Here is a 13742-nt window from a genome sequence, read left to right as displayed (position 1 = left end):
CAAACTTAGAATTAGTTCAATATCAAAATAACCAGCCAAGCAGATTACTTGGAATACAATTCCACAATCAACTGTTCGTTGATCTTTTCGGGTATGTTTTCACGTTCCGGATAAGCCAGGAATTTACCTTCCATTTTTTCCGGATTAAACTCCAGCCAGCCAAATTTGCGGATTTCTGATTTCGCATGTACGGAATGGTGGATTGCATCCAGGTGTTGGGATTTTCCACGTACCTGAATGACATCACCCGGTTTCAGCTGAAAGGACGGGATGTTGGTAACAACGCCATTAACCACGATGTGTTTGTGTGACACGAGTTGTCTGGCACCGCGACGGGTAGGTGAGATACCAAGGCGGAACACTGTATTGTCCAGCCGTGCTTCCAGAAATTGGAGCAGGATTTCACCGGTAACCCCTTTCTTCCGGTTCGCATGATCGAAAAGATTGCGAAACTGGCGTTCCAGGACACCATAGGTATATTTAGCTTTCTGCTTCTCCATCAGCTGGAGAGCATAGTCTGACTTGGTCTTTCTTTTGCGGGTCAACCCGTGTTGTCCGGCAGGGTATTTACGTTTTTCAAACGAATTGTCCGGTCCGAAAATGGGTTCACCAAACGTTCTGGCTTTTTTCGTTCTAGGTCCAGTATAACGCGCCATAATTATCGATTCTTCTTAGGATTGAAATTATACTCTTCTTTTCTTGGGAGGACGGCAACCGTTATGCGGTATTGGAGTGGTATCCAATATCCGGTTAACGCGGATCCCGATACCATCAATAGCACGGATTGCTGCCTCTCGTCCGGAGCCCGGTCCTTTTACATAGACCTCCGCTGAACGCATACCCGCTTCATAGGCCGTATTGGCAGCAGAAGTAGCCGCAACCTGCGCTGCATAAGGAGTATTCTTCTTCGATCCACGGAAACCAGCCTTACCGGCGGATGCCCAGGAGATCACCTGACCTTGTTTGTTGGTCAGCGTCACAATCAGGTTATTAAAACTTGCCAGGATGTACACGTATCCGTCATGGTCAACATGCACTTTCCTTTTTTTAACCTTTTTCGCTTTAGCCATACTATAGGATTAATCGGACTATGGAGTGATTATGTTTTATTTAGTTGCTTTCTTCTTATTTGCAACGGTCTTTCTTCTTCCCTTACGGGTCCGTGCATTTGTTTTCGTTCTCTGACCACGCACCGGCAGACCTTTACGGTGACGCAACCCACGGTAACAGGCGATATCCATGAGGCGCTTGATATTCAACTGCACTTCAGAACGCAATTCACCTTCTACTTTGAGATCTTCCTGGATGATACGGGATATGGTACGAACGTTTTCATCCGACCAGCCTTCCACCTTGGTGTCATGGCTGATGTTAGCCTTATCCAGTATCTTACCGGCAGTGGTCTTGCCAATGCCAAAGATATAGGTCAATCCGATGACGCCACGTTTATGTCTTGGGAGGTCTATACCTGCTATACGAGCCATACGTTGATGTATTTTCGCTTTATAAAATATTAACCCTGACGCTGCTTCAGCTTAGGGTTCTTTTTGTTAATAATGTATACCCGTCCTTTACGTCGTACGATCTTACAATCTGCCGTACGCTTCTTCACGGAAGCTCGAACTTTCATATCGCTAGGATTTATATCTAAATATGATCCGTCCCCGACTCAGATCGTATGGAGACATTTCCACCGAAACTTTGTCACCGGGAAGGATCCTAATGTAATTCATTCGCATTTTACCAGATATCGTGGCTATGATCTGATGGCCGTTCTCCAAACGCACGCGGAACATCGCATTGGAGAGGGCTTCTTCAATCACACCGTCTTGCTTAATTAAGTTTTTCTTAGCCACCTGGTTCAAAATTCGGAGTGCAAATATCTAATTTTTATTTGAAATTTCCTTAAGTTCTGCGTTATTTTTAATCGCCTCTTCGATTCGTACGTGATCCGACAGGATATCAGCACCATCATCACGGATTGCAATGGTATGTTCATAGTGCGCGGATGGGGCGTGATCCCTTGCATATATCGTCCATCCGTCCTGTGACTGAGCTACTCTTTTGTCGCCCAGATTGACCATCGGTTCGATGGCAATGACCAGTCCAGACCTCAGTTTTAATCCTCTGCCCCGTTTTCCAAAGTTCGGGACATCCGGGCTTTCGTGCAGATTCTTACCCACACCATGTCCAACCAGCTCCCGAACGACACCGTAATGGTTCTCCACTTCGCAATAATTTTGTACGGCAAAGCTGATGTCTCCGATACGCTGTCCTGATTTCGCTTGTTCTATCGCCAGGTAGAGTGAACGCCTAGTGACCCGAAGTAGTTCCATGGTTTTTTCAGGGACATCACCTATGGCGAAAGTATATGCGGCATCTCCATAGAACCCATTCATAAGCACGCCACAATCTACCGACACGATATCACCGGCCTTGAAGGGCTGTGTATTGGGTATACCATGGACTACTTCTTCATTTCTGGAGACACAGAGGGTGGCCGGAAAACCACGATATCCTTTGAATCCGGGCTTGGCACCATGGTCACGTATGACTTGTTCGGCGGCAGAATCGATCTCCTGCCCGGTGATTCCGGGCTTCAGCAGGGTAGCAACCTCTGCCAGTGCGTCACAAACCAACAGGCAGCTTTTGCGGATGAGTTCAATTTCTTCGTCTGTCTTATACGTAACCATAGTTGTGTAAGGAAGATTTACATGCTGGCGCCGATCTGCATTCCGCTGCCACTTCTTCCTTTGATCCGGCCGGATTTAACCAGTCCATCGTATTTACGCATAAGCAGGTAACTCTCGATTTGCTGCAAGGTATCCAGGACTACTGCGACCAGGATAAGCAAGGAGGTACCTCCGAAGTAATGTGCAAAGCGCTGACTGACACCGAAAGCAAATGCGATAGCCGGGATGATGGTGATCAATCCAAGGAAGATTGACCCCGGCAAAGTCACTCTGGTCGTAATTTCATCGATGAAATCAGCGGTATCTTTACCCGGCTTGACACCAGGAATAAATGCATTTTGACGTTTCAGGTATTCGGAATACTGCTTGGGATTAACGATCAGAGCGGTATACACGAAGGTAAATACCACAACCAGCAGGAATGCGAATACGCTGGACAAGAAGGAGAATGGATTGGTCAGCTGCTGCATAAATCCACTCGCCATAATGGAAGAATCGTTGTTGGATAACCAGCCAGCAATGGTAGCCGGTAAAAACATGATGGCCTGGGCAAAGATGATAGGCATTACACCGGCAGCATTCACTTTCAGAGGAATGTAATCACGGTTTCCGCTGACCGGCATATTGATGTTTCCACGGCCTACCATCCGTTTGGCAAACTGGATCGGAATCTTACGCACGCCCTGTACAATCAGGATCGTAGCTACGATAACCAGGAAGAACAGTGCCAGTTCCAGAACAAAAAGTAATGCTCCGCCTGCCTCTACCCTACTTGAGAATTCAAACAGTAAGGCGCTCGGGATGTTGGCAATAATCCCGATCATAATCAGCATGGAGATACCGTTTCCAATACCGCGGTCGGTAATCTTTTCACCCAACCACATCGCGAAGATGGTACCACTGGAAAGGATGATAATACCACTAAACCAGAACAGGCCGGGTGCAATATTCGGGTCAACAGCACCCATATTTTTAACCAGGGTAAGATAGCCTCCCCCCTGAACCAGGGTAATTGCCACGGTAAGCAGGCGGGTGATCTGATTTAGTTTTTTCCTCCCGGACTCTCCCTCATGTTGCTGCAACCGCTGAAAATAAGGCACTGCAAAGCCCAGCAATTGAACGATAATGGATGCCGTGATATAGGGCATAATACCCAATGCAAAAACCGAAGCCGATGAAAAAGCGCCTCCGGTGAAGTTGTTGATCAAACCCAGAAGATCCTTGCCTTGTGCCTGATTGATGGCACTCTGCATGATGGTGGCATTAACGCCAGGAATGACCACGTATTTACCAAATCGATAAACGAGGATCAGTCCCAGTGTATATAGAATCCGTTTACGGAGTTCCTGAATTTTCCAAATATTCTTGAGGGTCTCGATCAATTTTTTCATGTGATCCGATTATAATGCTTGAACACTTCCACCTTTAGCTTCAATAGCAGCCTTAGCGGTAGCGGAAAATGCATGAGCTGAGACAGTAAACGCTTTGGAAGGTTCACCGTCGGCCAGAATTTTGATCAATTCGGTTTTCTTATAGACATTGTGCGCCTGGTAGAATGCTTCGTCGAAGACGGTCACTCCGTATTTTTCTGCCCAGCTGTCCAATTGGCTCAGACTGATGGCTTTATATTCCACCCGGTTAGGGTTTTTGAAACCTCTTTTAGGCAAACGCATCTGAATCGGCATCTGGCCACCTTCAAAATGCCGTTTGCTTTTAAAGCCTGAGCGGGATTTAGCACCTTTATGTCCACGGGTTGCTGTACCTCCGTGTCCAGATCCGGGACCACGGGCTATGCGCTTACGCTTTTTTACAGCTCCCTGACTTGGTTTAAGTGAATGCAAGTTCATGTTTACAAATTTTGCCGGCTTGATTAAAGCTCTTCTACATTAACTAAATGCTTAACACGGTCTACCATCCCCTTGATCTGCGGTGTAGCTTCGTGTTCTACACTTTGATGCATTTTGCGCAAACCGAGTGCGTGGAGGGTTGCCTTTTGCCGGTTAGACCGGTCGATACCACTTTTTACCTGGGTGATGCGTACTTTGGCCATCACTTGAAATTTATATTATCCGTTAAACAATTTCTCAACTTTGATGCTACGCTGTTTGGCGATAGACATCGGATTACGCAGACGGGTTAGCGCGTCAATGGTTGCCTTAACCACGTTGTGTGGGTTAGAAGAACCATGGGACTTTGCCAATACGTTGTGTACCCCGGCAATTTCCAATACGGCACGCATGGCACCACCAGCGATAACTCCGGTACCATCCGAAGCAGGCTTTATCAATACCCGTCCGGCACCATATTTCCCATTTTGAGCATGGGGTATGGTTCCTTTGTGGATGGGCACTTTGATCAGGTTTTTCTTAGCATCATCCACCGCTTTGGAGATCGCCTCAGAAACGTCACGGGCTTTACCCAAGCCGTGACCAACGATACCGTTGCCATCACCGACCACAACAACGGCGGAAAAGCTAAAGGTACGTCCACCCTTGGTCACCTTTGCAACCCGGTTCAGGTTCACCAGCTTTTCTTTCAGTTCTGTATCCGTCGGTCTGACGCGTTCCATTACAACTTTTGCCATGATTGGAATTCTTTCTTAGATGTATTAAAATTTCAGGCCGGCTTCTCTTGCGCCGTCAGCTAATGCTTTTACTCTGCCGTGATACAGATACCCGCCACGGTCGAAGACGATGGATTCAATGTCGTGTTGCTTTGCACGTTCACCGATCAACTTACCGACAAGTTTAGCCTGGTCGGCTTTGTTGCCATTCTGGGAGATATTCTCTTCCCGGGACGAAGCAGATGCCAATGTTACCCCTGCCAGGTCATCTACGATCTGGCAATAGATAAAACGATTGCTTCGGTAGACCGATAAGCGCGGGCGACTTGAAGTACCGCTGATCTTGTTGCGGATGCCGTAGTGTATTTTGCGACGACGATTTGCTTTAGAGAATTTCATCGTTTAAAGACTCTTTACTATCTGATCAAAAATTATTTACCAGCTGTCTTACCAGCTTTACGACGGATGATCTCATCCGAGAATTTGATACCTTTTCCTTTGTATGGTTCCGGTTTACGGTAAGAACGGATCTTAGCTGCTACCTGACCCAATAATTGTTTATCCGGTCCACTCAATTTGATCACCGGTGCCTTACCTTTTTCAGTGGCTGTTTCCACTTTCAGTTCATCCGGCACATAGAAGTAGATCGGGTGAGAATAACCGACTGCAAATTCGATCAAATTACCGGTATTGGCTGCCCGGTATCCGACCCCTACCAACTCCAGGTTTTTGGTGAATCCATCGGAAACGCCTTTAACCATGTTGGCAATAAGGGCGCGGGTCAATCCGTGCACCTCACGATGTCTCTTTTGGTTCGTTGGCCGTTTCACACTAAGTTCATTCCCGTCCAACTCGACTTGCAGATCAACATCAATTTTCTGGGAAAGCGTTCCTTTCGGTCCTTTTACCGTAACCAGGTTGTTTTTGGCGACATCGACAGTCACTCCGGCTGGTATGGTAACAATTGCTTTTCCTATCCTTGACATGATGGTTGTTTTTATACTATTAATAAACGTAACAAATCAATTCACCGCCCATGTTGAGCGCCTTCGCCTGCTTACTGGTCATCAACCCTTTGGAGGTCGATACTATTGCGATCCCCAATCCATTGATGATTCGAGGCAAGTCCGTTGCGCTGGAATATTTACGCAGACCAGGCCGGGAGATGCGTTGCAGATTGCGAATCACAGGCAATTTGGTTGCCGGATCGTATTTAAGGGCGATTTTGATGACTTCCCCTTTCTTGCCAGGTTCACCGTCAAACATGTATTTCAGGATATAACCCTGATCGTACAGGATTTCCGTAATGTGTTTTTTCATATTACTTGCCGGGATCTCTACGATCCGGTGACCGGCTTGCTGCGCATTGCGAATCCGCGTCAAATAATCTGCTATAGGATCTGTTACTGCCATTGTTTCAATAATTTAACTGGATTACCAACTTGCTTTCGTTACACCAGGGATCTTTCCGTCCAAAGCCATATCCCGAAACTGGACACGACAAAGTCCAAACCGGCGAATGTACCCTTTAGGTCTACCGGTCAGTTTGCAACGGTTTTTCAACCGGACTGAGGATCCGTTACGTGGCAATTGATCCAATTCGTCCCAACGTCCTTCTTCTTTCAGTTTGTTACGCAGAGCGGCATACTTTGCCACCATGCGTTCACGCTTTTGCTGACGAGCTATGATAGATTTTTTTGACATAACGAATTTGGTTAATTGCGTTGTTGATTTTTAAATGGTAATCCTAGGTATTTAAGCAATTCTAGAGCTTCTTTATCGGTTTTTGCGCTGGTGACAATGGTTATGTCCATACCGGCGATACGGTTTACTTTATCCAGGTCGATCTCCGGAAAAATGATCTGTTCCGTTACGCCGAGGGTATAGTTTCCATTACCGTCAAAGCTTTTGTCGCTGATTCCCTGAAAGTCCCTTACACGAGGCAGGGCAACTGTGACCAGGCGATCCAGGAATTCAAACATGCGGTCGTGACGCAGGGTGACCCGTGCACCAATCGGCATGTTTTCACGCAACTTAAAGTTGGACACGGATTTCTTGGCTTTCGTAACCACTGCTTTCTGACCGGCAATGGTTGTCATTTCATCGATCGCGACGTCCACCAGTTTCTTGTCCTGGGTTGCAACACCTACCCCCTGGTTGATGCTGATTTTGATCAGACGAGGTACCTGCATGATGGATTTGTATTGAAACTGATCCATCAGTTTTTTTACGATTTCCTCGCGGTATAATGTTTTAAGTCTGGGTTGATAGCTCATCACTTAATTATTTCACCAGATTTTTTAGAATAACGGACCATTTTATCACCGACCATTTTCCGTCCAACCCGCGTGGGTTCACCGGATTTAGGGTCCAGAACCGAAAGATTGGATAAATGGATCGGACGATTGATTTCATGGATACCACCCGGATTGTCGTTGGTAGGCTTCATGTGTTTTTTCGCCGCGTTCACTCCGTCTACAATGGCAGTATATTTTTTGGGAAATACCTGTAAAACTTCCCCTTTTGTTCCCTTATAGGCTCCAGAATTCACCAGGACGGTATCGCCTTTGCGAATGTGGAGCTTTTGGGTGATATGACTGTTTATTTTCTTTGGCATGGTCCCAATCTTTATAAATTATAATACTTCAGGTGCAAGGGAAACGATACGCATGAAATCACGTTCGCGCAACTCACGGGCTACCGGACCGAAGATACGGGTACCCCGGGGTTCATCGGCTGCATTCAGCAGCACGACCGCGTTATCATCGAAACGGATGTAAGAACCATCCTTGCGACGGATCTCCTTTTTGGTACGCACGACAACAGCTTTGGATACCGTTCCCTTCTTTATCCCGCCTGGGCTGGCAGATTTCACGGACACCACAATTTTATCCCCGATTGAGGCATAGCGGCGTTTTGAACCTCCCAGGACACGGATGCACAATACTTCTTTGGCACCGCTATTGTCTGCTACTTTTAATCTTGATTCTTGCTGGATCATCGCTAATTCCGATTAATATAATATTCGCAAAAACAATTACTTAGCACGTTCTACGATCTCGACTACACGCCAACGCTTCAGTCTGCTCAGCGGACGAGTTTCCATGATACGCACGGTATCTCCTACATGGCAATCATTCTTTTCATCATGGGCCATGAATTTTTTGGTATGCATGACGTATTTGCCATAGATCGGGTGCTGCAAACGACGAACGATGGATACCGTCACCGATTTATCCATTTTATCGCTGGTGACTACGCCTACCCGGGTTTTCCGCTGTTTGGTATGTGACATATGATCTTACTTAGCGTACTTTAAATATTTGTGTATAATAACTGTTCGTTTTCTGTTAACTGCGGCCAGGCGTATCATTAGACAATGCTGCTAATTCACGACGACGCATTTCGGTCTTGATACGGGCGACATCACGACGGATTTCGCGCAGGCGCAAAGGATTATCCAATCCTTTGATCGTATGATCGAATCGCAATTTTTGAAATTGCACCTCTGTATCAGCCAGTTCTGTGGCTAAATCCTGATCAGAGAAGTCTTGCAATTGCAAATATTTCTTACTAGGCATGGTCTGATGATTTTATATGATACCTCTGTATGCTTTTTATTCTTCAAAATCTCTGCGTACAACTGTCTTCGTAAGGACCGGAAGTTTCTGTGCTGCCAGGCGCAATGCCTCACGTGCCACGTCCTCCGGAACCCCATCCAGCTCGAACAATATGCGACCTGGTTCAATCACTGCTACGTAGTGGTCAAGCGGACCTTTACCTTTACCCATCCGCACTTCCTGAGGCTTTTTGGTTATCGGCTTGTCCGGGAAAATGCGAATCCAGACGTTACCTTCCCTTTTCATATGACGGGTCATGGCGATACGTGCAGATTCGATCTGACGGCTGGTTAACCGGCCTCCATCCAATGTCTTAAGTCCAAAAGAACCGAATGCAATCGTCGTTCCTCTTTTCGCAACAGCTCGGATACCTCCTTTCTGTAGCTTGCGATATTTCATTCTTTTGGGCTGTAACATGATCTATATTTTTAGAGATTACTATTCTTTTTGCAAAAGTTCGGCAAAGGTACTAGAAATTAATGTAACATTCTAACCGCGCTTCGGATTTCTTTTACGACCTCCGCGTCCACGATCGCGATCGCGGTCACGGTCTCTGTCACGATCTCCTCCGCCACCGCGCTGTTGTGGTGAGGTAGCCAGGCCTGCATTGGGGGACAAATCCCTCTTGCCCAGTACTTCACCCTTACAGATCCAGCACTTGATTCCGATCTTACCGTAAACCGTTTGAGCTTCTTTCAGTGAATAATCAATATCGGCACGGAAAGTATGCAACGGTGTACGGCCGTCTTTGTATTCTTCCGACCGGGCCATTTCTGCACCATTCAGACGACCTGAGATGCGGATCTTGATACCCTCAGCACCGGCACGCATCGTAGACTGGATCGCCATTTTGATGGCACGGCGATAATTTATCCGCGATTCGATCTGCTTGGCAATGGATTCAGCAACGATAGCTGCATCCAATTCAGGCTTACGGATTTCAATGATATTTATCTGGACATCTTTACCAGTCAGCTTCTTCAACTCTTCACGGATCTGATCCACTTCGGATCCACCCTTTCCGATGATGATACCTGGACGAGACGTATGGATGGTAACCGTAACACGCTTCAGGGTACGCTCGATGATAACCCGGGCGATACCGCCTTTCTGGATACGAGCGTCCAGGTAATTGCGTATTTTCTGGTCTTCCACTACTTTTTCAGCCATATCGCGACCACCATACCAGTTGGATTCCCATCCCCGGATGATGCCTAAACGATTGCCTACTGGATTTGTCTTTTGTCCCATTAGTTGGAATTATAATGTTTTTCTATATGATTATTCTTCTTCATCATGTGCTCCCGGCAACATATCCGCATTGATAGCCACTTTATTAGCTACAGCCAGCGTGATGTGATTGGTCCGCTTACGAATCCGGTGCGCACGGCCATGAGGAGCCGGACGGAACCGCTTCAGGATCATACCATCATCCACCAGGGCACGGGAAACAATCAATTTGTAATCCTCTGCACTCAGGGACCCGGATTTGTTCTCCCAGTTGGCGATGGCGGACAACAATACTTTCTCAACCCAAACGGCTGCTTCCCGATTGGTGAATTTGAGGATATTCAAGGCGTCTTCAACGCGTTTTCCCCGAATGGTATCCACCACCATCCGCATTTTCCGTGCGGACATTGGGCAATTTTTCAGTTTCGCTACAGCTTCCATGCTTGCTACTATTCAATATTAATAGGAAATAAGCTTATTTCTTACGGTTACCAGAGTGACCGCGGAATGTCCGGGTGGGTGCAAACTCTCCCAGTTTGTGCCCCACCATGTTTTCGGTTACAAATACCGGTACGAAGGTCTTGCCGTTATGGACGGCGATGGTAAGACCTACCATATCCGGGATGATCATAGAGGCCCGGGACCAGGTTTTGATCACCGATTTCTTACCGGATGATCTGGTCAGCTCTACTTTCTTCAGCAATTTGTTGAAAACGTATGGTCCTTTTTTTACAGAACGAGCCATGACTACTACTTTATCTTAAGCTATTTATTTAGTTTTTCTCTTGGATATGATCAGACGATCCGAATGCTTATGAGGTGATCTGGTCTTTTCACCTTTAGCCATAATACCGGTTCTTGATCTTGGGTGTCCTCCTGAAGCACGCCCTTCACCACCACCCATCGGGTGATCTACCGGGTTCATGGCTACACCCCGTACACGAGGACGTTTACCTACCCAACGTTTGCGACCTGCTTTACCGTACACCTGCAATCCATGATCCGGATTGGAAGTCTTTCCGTAAGTCGCTCTGCAGGTCAACAGGATACGACGCACTTCTCCGGAGGGTAGTTTGATCACTGCATAACGGTCTTCCCGTCCCATCAATACACCGTACGTGCCTGCGCTGCGTGCCAGAGAAGCCCCTTTACCCGGATACAACTCGATAGCATGAATTTCAGAACCCAATGGAATGTCTGAAAGGAACATGGCATTTCCGATTTGCGGTCCGGCATCTTTGCCTGAAAGCAATACATTTCCTACGGCAAGCTTATCAGGAGCCAGGATGTATCTTTTCTCGCCATCTGCATAAGCCAATAAGGCGATATAAGCACTGCGGTTCGGATCGTATTCGATGGACTTAACCGTCGCTGGAATGCCGTCCTTATTCCGCTTAAAATCAATGGCGCGATAACGTTTTTTATGGCCTCCTCCGACATTACGCACGGTCATTTTACCGGTCCGGTTACGGCCACCGGTAGAGGTAATCCCTTTCACCAGGCTTTTCTCCGGCTTGTCTGTCGATACTTCGACAAAGGCATTACCGACACGGAAACGTGTTCCTGGTGTGATTGGATTAAACTTTTTAACTGGCATCTCTAATTGCTTTTAAATATTATGATGCGAATTCAGATTTAAATATCTCCGAAGAAATCGATCTCCTCGCCTGCGACCAAGGTGATGATTGCTTTCTTATAGGCAGGTTTTCTGCCCTGAACCATGCCACCCCGGGTGTTCCGGCGCTTGGATTTTCCTGGTACCACGAGGGTGTTTACTGAATCTACATTGACATTGTAGATCTTCTCAACTTCCTTGCGGATCTCAACTTTGTTAGCTCCCCGATCCACCATGAACGTGTAGTGTCCACGTTTTTCCGAAAGTTTTTCAGCTTTTTCGGAAATGATCGGTTTGATGATGATTTGTTTTCCCATGATTTAATCCTTTTGCGGCTTAAGCAAACAGTTGCTTAATGGTGTTGATGGAACTTTCTACAAAAACCAGCTGATCAGCATTCAATACGTCGTAAGCATTCAGGTCGCCGGCAACAACCACCATGGAGTGGGGAACATTGCGGCTTGACCGGTACAATACGTTGTCATGCTCGTTGGTCACAAGGATTGATTTCTGAGCATCTACTTTGAGATTGCGCAGGATATTAACGTATTCGTTCGTCTTTGGTGCATCGAACGTAAAATCCTCGATGACAAATACCTGACCGGCAGCAGCCTTTGCAGATAACGCGGATCTGCGGGCCAGTGATTTTACTTTTTTATTCAGCTGGATGCCATAGGTACGGGGACGAGGTCCGAATGCCCGTGGCCCACCACGAAACTCAATGTTCTTGATGGAACCTGCGCGTGCGGTACCGGTTCCCTTCTGCTTCTTAAGCTTACGGGTACTACCGGAGATGTCACTACGCTCTTTTGCTTTATGCGTACCCTGGCGTTGATTAGCCAGGTATTGTTTTACTGAAAGGTAAACGGCATGCTCATTGGGTTCAATCCCAAAGATCTCGCCGGGAAGTTCCACGGTCTTGCCCGTCTTCTCACCTTTTATGCTGAGCACATCTACTTTCATGGCTATTTCTTTTCGATGATTACGAATGAGCCCTTATGACCAGGAATGGCGCCTTTGATCAGGACGATATTCTGCTCAGGGAATATTTTCACTACTCTGAGGTTGCGCATTTTAACGGAGTCACCGCCCATCCGGCCGGCCATCCGCATTCCTTTAACAACCTTTGAAGGATACGAAGAAGCGCCGATGGAACCCGGTGCTCTTTCACGGTTGTGCTGACCGTGGGTACGCTGACCGACACCGCTAAAGCCATGCCGTTTGACAACACCCTGAAAGCCCTTACCTTTGCTGGTACCAACCGCACTTACTTTATCTCCTTCATTCAGAACTTCGGAAACCGTAATGGTCTCACCCAATTCTTTTTGCAAGGGATGATTGCGGAATTCCCTTACATAGGATTTCGGTGTGGTGCTGGCTTTTTCGAAATGCCCAATCATCGGATTAGGTGTGTTTTTAGCTTTACGCTCACCAAATGCCAACTGTAAGGCATTATAACCTTCTGAGTCTTCGGTTTTGACCTGGGACACCACATTAGGTCCTGCCTCGACTATCGTACAGGCGACGTTTTTGCCGGCGGTGTCATAGATGCTGGTCATACCGATTTTACGACCGATTATTCCGTTCACGGTAAAATGTTTTTCAATTATTGACTGAATAACAGATGCTTACAAGCCCATAGCCACGTATGCATCTAAAAATCCCTACGTTCGGTACGGTTAAGTCAGCTTAACCTGAATATCTACACCGGATGGCAGTTCTAGTTTGGACAAAGCGTCTACCGTCTTGGGTGTAGGTGTATAAATCTCGATAAGACGCTTGTGCGTGCGGAGTTGAAACTGCTCACGGGATTTCTTATTCACATGCGGAGAGCGCAAAACTGTGAATATTTCCTTATCCGTGGGCAGAGGAATCGGACCGGTAACCACCGCTCCACTCGAACGCACCGTCTTCACGATCTTCTCCGTTGATTTATCAACCAGATTGTGGTCGTAAGAACGAAGTTTAATGCGAATTTTTTGATTCATAACCCAGTTTATGAAATATCTCTACAAATACTA

The 13742-nt window shown here is 46.8% G+C and carries 28 protein-coding genes; all 28 read right to left on the bottom strand.

Features of this window, described 5'->3' with window-relative positions:
* Positions 1-44 precede the first annotated feature (44 nt).
* A complete protein-coding gene (gene rpsD / locus H6570_18610) occupies positions 45-656 on the bottom strand; it encodes a 30S ribosomal protein S4 (protein MCB9321299.1) in 612 nt (203 codons plus the stop codon).
* A 27-nt stretch (positions 657-683) separates the two neighbouring features.
* Positions 684-1070 (bottom strand): 30S ribosomal protein S11, encoded by a 387-nt coding sequence (rpsK, locus tag H6570_18605; GenBank protein MCB9321298.1) that lies wholly within the window; start codon positions 1068-1070, stop codon positions 684-686.
* Positions 1071-1106: 36 nt separating this feature from the next.
* Positions 1107-1484 carry a 30S ribosomal protein S13 gene (gene rpsM / locus H6570_18600; GenBank protein ID MCB9321297.1) on the bottom strand — a complete coding sequence of 126 codons (378 nt, stop codon included), beginning with the start codon at positions 1482-1484 and terminating at the stop codon, positions 1107-1109.
* A 29-nt stretch (positions 1485-1513) separates the two neighbouring features.
* On the bottom strand, positions 1514-1630 hold the full coding sequence (gene rpmJ / locus H6570_18595; protein MCB9321296.1) for a 50S ribosomal protein L36: 117 nt from the start codon (positions 1628-1630) through the stop codon (positions 1514-1516).
* A 4-nt stretch (positions 1631-1634) separates the two neighbouring features.
* On the bottom strand, positions 1635-1856 hold the full coding sequence (gene infA, locus H6570_18590) for a translation initiation factor IF-1 (protein MCB9321295.1): 222 nt from the start codon (positions 1854-1856) through the stop codon (positions 1635-1637).
* Positions 1857-1883: 27 nt separating this feature from the next.
* Positions 1884-2693: a type I methionyl aminopeptidase gene (gene map / locus H6570_18585; GenBank protein ID MCB9321294.1), complete on the bottom strand. Its 810-nt coding sequence runs from the start codon at positions 2691-2693 to the stop codon at positions 1884-1886.
* 17 nt (positions 2694-2710) lie between these two features.
* Positions 2711-4084, bottom strand: a complete 1374-nt coding sequence (secY, locus tag H6570_18580) for a preprotein translocase subunit SecY (protein ID MCB9321293.1) — start codon at positions 4082-4084, stop codon at positions 2711-2713.
* A 9-nt stretch (positions 4085-4093) separates the two neighbouring features.
* The gene (gene rplO / locus H6570_18575) at positions 4094-4540 is read right to left on the bottom strand and encodes a 50S ribosomal protein L15 (protein ID MCB9321292.1); all 447 of its coding nucleotides are present in this window, start codon (positions 4538-4540) and stop codon (positions 4094-4096) included.
* A 23-nt stretch (positions 4541-4563) separates the two neighbouring features.
* On the bottom strand, positions 4564-4743 hold the full coding sequence (gene rpmD / locus H6570_18570) for a 50S ribosomal protein L30 (GenBank protein ID MCB9321291.1): 180 nt from the start codon (positions 4741-4743) through the stop codon (positions 4564-4566).
* 15 nt (positions 4744-4758) lie between these two features.
* Entirely contained in the window at positions 4759-5277 is a 519-nt protein-coding gene (gene rpsE, locus H6570_18565; protein MCB9321290.1) for a 30S ribosomal protein S5, read from the bottom strand.
* 24 nt (positions 5278-5301) lie between these two features.
* A complete protein-coding gene (rplR, locus tag H6570_18560) occupies positions 5302-5655 on the bottom strand; it encodes a 50S ribosomal protein L18 (GenBank protein MCB9321289.1) in 354 nt (117 codons plus the stop codon).
* Between the two features lie 32 nt (positions 5656-5687).
* Positions 5688-6242 (bottom strand): 50S ribosomal protein L6, encoded by a 555-nt coding sequence (rplF, locus tag H6570_18555; protein ID MCB9321288.1) that lies wholly within the window; start codon positions 6240-6242, stop codon positions 5688-5690.
* Between the two features lie 19 nt (positions 6243-6261).
* The gene (gene rpsH / locus H6570_18550; GenBank protein ID MCB9321287.1) at positions 6262-6669 is read right to left on the bottom strand and encodes a 30S ribosomal protein S8; all 408 of its coding nucleotides are present in this window, start codon (positions 6667-6669) and stop codon (positions 6262-6264) included.
* A gap of 21 nt (positions 6670-6690) precedes the next feature.
* On the bottom strand, positions 6691-6960 hold the full coding sequence (rpsN, locus tag H6570_18545; protein MCB9321286.1) for a 30S ribosomal protein S14: 270 nt from the start codon (positions 6958-6960) through the stop codon (positions 6691-6693).
* A gap of 11 nt (positions 6961-6971) precedes the next feature.
* Complete coding sequence (gene rplE / locus H6570_18540) at positions 6972-7532, bottom strand: 50S ribosomal protein L5 (protein MCB9321285.1); 561 nt, start codon at positions 7530-7532, stop codon at positions 6972-6974.
* Positions 7532-7873, bottom strand: coding sequence for a 50S ribosomal protein L24 (gene rplX, locus H6570_18535; protein ID MCB9321284.1), 342 nt, complete (start codon positions 7871-7873; stop codon positions 7532-7534). The genes rplE and rplX overlap by 1 nt, the downstream gene beginning before the upstream one ends.
* Positions 7874-7891: 18 nt before the next feature.
* Positions 7892-8257 carry a 50S ribosomal protein L14 gene (rplN, locus tag H6570_18530; protein MCB9321283.1) on the bottom strand — a complete coding sequence of 122 codons (366 nt, stop codon included), beginning with the start codon at positions 8255-8257 and terminating at the stop codon, positions 7892-7894.
* A 36-nt stretch (positions 8258-8293) separates the two neighbouring features.
* Entirely contained in the window at positions 8294-8551 is a 258-nt protein-coding gene (gene rpsQ, locus H6570_18525) for a 30S ribosomal protein S17 (GenBank protein MCB9321282.1), read from the bottom strand.
* Between the two features lie 55 nt (positions 8552-8606).
* Entirely contained in the window at positions 8607-8837 is a 231-nt protein-coding gene (gene rpmC / locus H6570_18520; protein ID MCB9321281.1) for a 50S ribosomal protein L29, read from the bottom strand.
* 36 nt (positions 8838-8873) lie between these two features.
* A complete protein-coding gene (rplP, locus tag H6570_18515) occupies positions 8874-9293 on the bottom strand; it encodes a 50S ribosomal protein L16 (protein ID MCB9321280.1) in 420 nt (139 codons plus the stop codon).
* A gap of 72 nt (positions 9294-9365) precedes the next feature.
* Complete coding sequence (rpsC, locus tag H6570_18510) at positions 9366-10127, bottom strand: 30S ribosomal protein S3 (protein MCB9321279.1); 762 nt, start codon at positions 10125-10127, stop codon at positions 9366-9368.
* 30 nt (positions 10128-10157) lie between these two features.
* Complete coding sequence (gene rplV / locus H6570_18505) at positions 10158-10547, bottom strand: 50S ribosomal protein L22 (GenBank protein MCB9321278.1); 390 nt, start codon at positions 10545-10547, stop codon at positions 10158-10160.
* Positions 10548-10581: 34 nt separating this feature from the next.
* A complete protein-coding gene (gene rpsS, locus H6570_18500) occupies positions 10582-10851 on the bottom strand; it encodes a 30S ribosomal protein S19 (GenBank protein MCB9321277.1) in 270 nt (89 codons plus the stop codon).
* 24 nt (positions 10852-10875) lie between these two features.
* Entirely contained in the window at positions 10876-11703 is an 828-nt protein-coding gene (gene rplB / locus H6570_18495; GenBank protein MCB9321276.1) for a 50S ribosomal protein L2, read from the bottom strand.
* Between the two features lie 38 nt (positions 11704-11741).
* Positions 11742-12038, bottom strand: coding sequence for a 50S ribosomal protein L23 (gene rplW, locus H6570_18490; protein ID MCB9321275.1), 297 nt, complete (start codon positions 12036-12038; stop codon positions 11742-11744).
* A 19-nt stretch (positions 12039-12057) separates the two neighbouring features.
* Entirely contained in the window at positions 12058-12684 is a 627-nt protein-coding gene (rplD, locus tag H6570_18485; GenBank protein MCB9321274.1) for a 50S ribosomal protein L4, read from the bottom strand.
* 2 nt (positions 12685-12686) lie between these two features.
* Positions 12687-13310, bottom strand: coding sequence for a 50S ribosomal protein L3 (rplC, locus tag H6570_18480; GenBank protein ID MCB9321273.1), 624 nt, complete (start codon positions 13308-13310; stop codon positions 12687-12689).
* Between the two features lie 90 nt (positions 13311-13400).
* A complete protein-coding gene (rpsJ, locus tag H6570_18475) occupies positions 13401-13709 on the bottom strand; it encodes a 30S ribosomal protein S10 (protein MCB9321272.1) in 309 nt (102 codons plus the stop codon).
* Positions 13710-13742 lie beyond the last annotated feature (33 nt).

The sequence above is a fragment of the Lewinellaceae bacterium genome (assembly GCA_020636135.1).
GTDB lineage: Bacteria > Bacteroidota > Bacteroidia > Chitinophagales > Saprospiraceae > JAGQXC01.
This window is presented reverse-complemented; position numbering and strand designations above follow the sequence as displayed.

Bases quoted from the DNA above. Each gene is read 5' to 3' on its own strand.
- rpsD (MCB9321299.1), bottom strand. From the start codon at position 656: ATGGCGCGTTATACTGGACCTAGAACGAAAAAAGCCAGAACGTTTGGT.
- rpsK (MCB9321298.1), bottom strand. From the start codon at position 1,070: ATGGCTAAAGCGAAAAAGGTTAAAAAAAGGAAAGTGCATGTTGACCAT.
- rpsM (MCB9321297.1), bottom strand. From the start codon at position 1,484: ATGGCTCGTATAGCAGGTATAGACCTCCCAAGACATAAACGTGGCGTC.
- rpmJ (MCB9321296.1), bottom strand. From the start codon at position 1,630: ATGAAAGTTCGAGCTTCCGTGAAGAAGCGTACGGCAGATTGTAAGATC.
- map (MCB9321294.1), bottom strand. From the start codon at position 2,693: ATGGTTACGTATAAGACAGACGAAGAAATTGAACTCATCCGCAAAAGC.
- secY (MCB9321293.1), bottom strand. From the start codon at position 4,084: ATGAAAAAATTGATCGAGACCCTCAAGAATATTTGGAAAATTCAGGAA.
- rplO (MCB9321292.1), bottom strand. From the start codon at position 4,540: ATGAACTTGCATTCACTTAAACCAAGTCAGGGAGCTGTAAAAAAGCGT.
- rpmD (MCB9321291.1), bottom strand. From the start codon at position 4,743: ATGGCCAAAGTACGCATCACCCAGGTAAAAAGTGGTATCGACCGGTCT.
- rpsE (MCB9321290.1), bottom strand. From the start codon at position 5,277: ATGGCAAAAGTTGTAATGGAACGCGTCAGACCGACGGATACAGAACTG.
- rplR (MCB9321289.1), bottom strand. From the start codon at position 5,655: ATGAAATTCTCTAAAGCAAATCGTCGTCGCAAAATACACTACGGCATC.
- rplF (MCB9321288.1), bottom strand. From the start codon at position 6,242: ATGTCAAGGATAGGAAAAGCAATTGTTACCATACCAGCCGGAGTGACT.
- rpsH (MCB9321287.1), bottom strand. From the start codon at position 6,669: ATGGCAGTAACAGATCCTATAGCAGATTATTTGACGCGGATTCGCAAT.
- rpsN (MCB9321286.1), bottom strand. From the start codon at position 6,960: ATGTCAAAAAAATCTATCATAGCTCGTCAGCAAAAGCGTGAACGCATG.
- rplE (MCB9321285.1), bottom strand. From the start codon at position 7,532: ATGAGCTATCAACCCAGACTTAAAACATTATACCGCGAGGAAATCGTA.
- rplX (MCB9321284.1), bottom strand. From the start codon at position 7,873: ATGCCAAAGAAAATAAACAGTCATATCACCCAAAAGCTCCACATTCGC.
- rplN (MCB9321283.1), bottom strand. From the start codon at position 8,257: ATGATCCAGCAAGAATCAAGATTAAAAGTAGCAGACAATAGCGGTGCC.
- rpsQ (MCB9321282.1), bottom strand. From the start codon at position 8,551: ATGTCACATACCAAACAGCGGAAAACCCGGGTAGGCGTAGTCACCAGC.
- rpmC (MCB9321281.1), bottom strand. From the start codon at position 8,837: ATGCCTAGTAAGAAATATTTGCAATTGCAAGACTTCTCTGATCAGGAT.
- rplP (MCB9321280.1), bottom strand. From the start codon at position 9,293: ATGTTACAGCCCAAAAGAATGAAATATCGCAAGCTACAGAAAGGAGGT.
- rpsC (MCB9321279.1), bottom strand. From the start codon at position 10,127: ATGGGACAAAAGACAAATCCAGTAGGCAATCGTTTAGGCATCATCCGG.
- rplV (MCB9321278.1), bottom strand. From the start codon at position 10,547: ATGGAAGCTGTAGCGAAACTGAAAAATTGCCCAATGTCCGCACGGAAA.
- rpsS (MCB9321277.1), bottom strand. From the start codon at position 10,851: ATGGCTCGTTCTGTAAAAAAAGGACCATACGTTTTCAACAAATTGCTG.
- rplB (MCB9321276.1), bottom strand. From the start codon at position 11,703: ATGCCAGTTAAAAAGTTTAATCCAATCACACCAGGAACACGTTTCCGT.
- rplW (MCB9321275.1), bottom strand. From the start codon at position 12,038: ATGGGAAAACAAATCATCATCAAACCGATCATTTCCGAAAAAGCTGAA.
- rplD (MCB9321274.1), bottom strand. From the start codon at position 12,684: ATGAAAGTAGATGTGCTCAGCATAAAAGGTGAGAAGACGGGCAAGACC.
- rpsJ (MCB9321272.1), bottom strand. From the start codon at position 13,709: ATGAATCAAAAAATTCGCATTAAACTTCGTTCTTACGACCACAATCTG.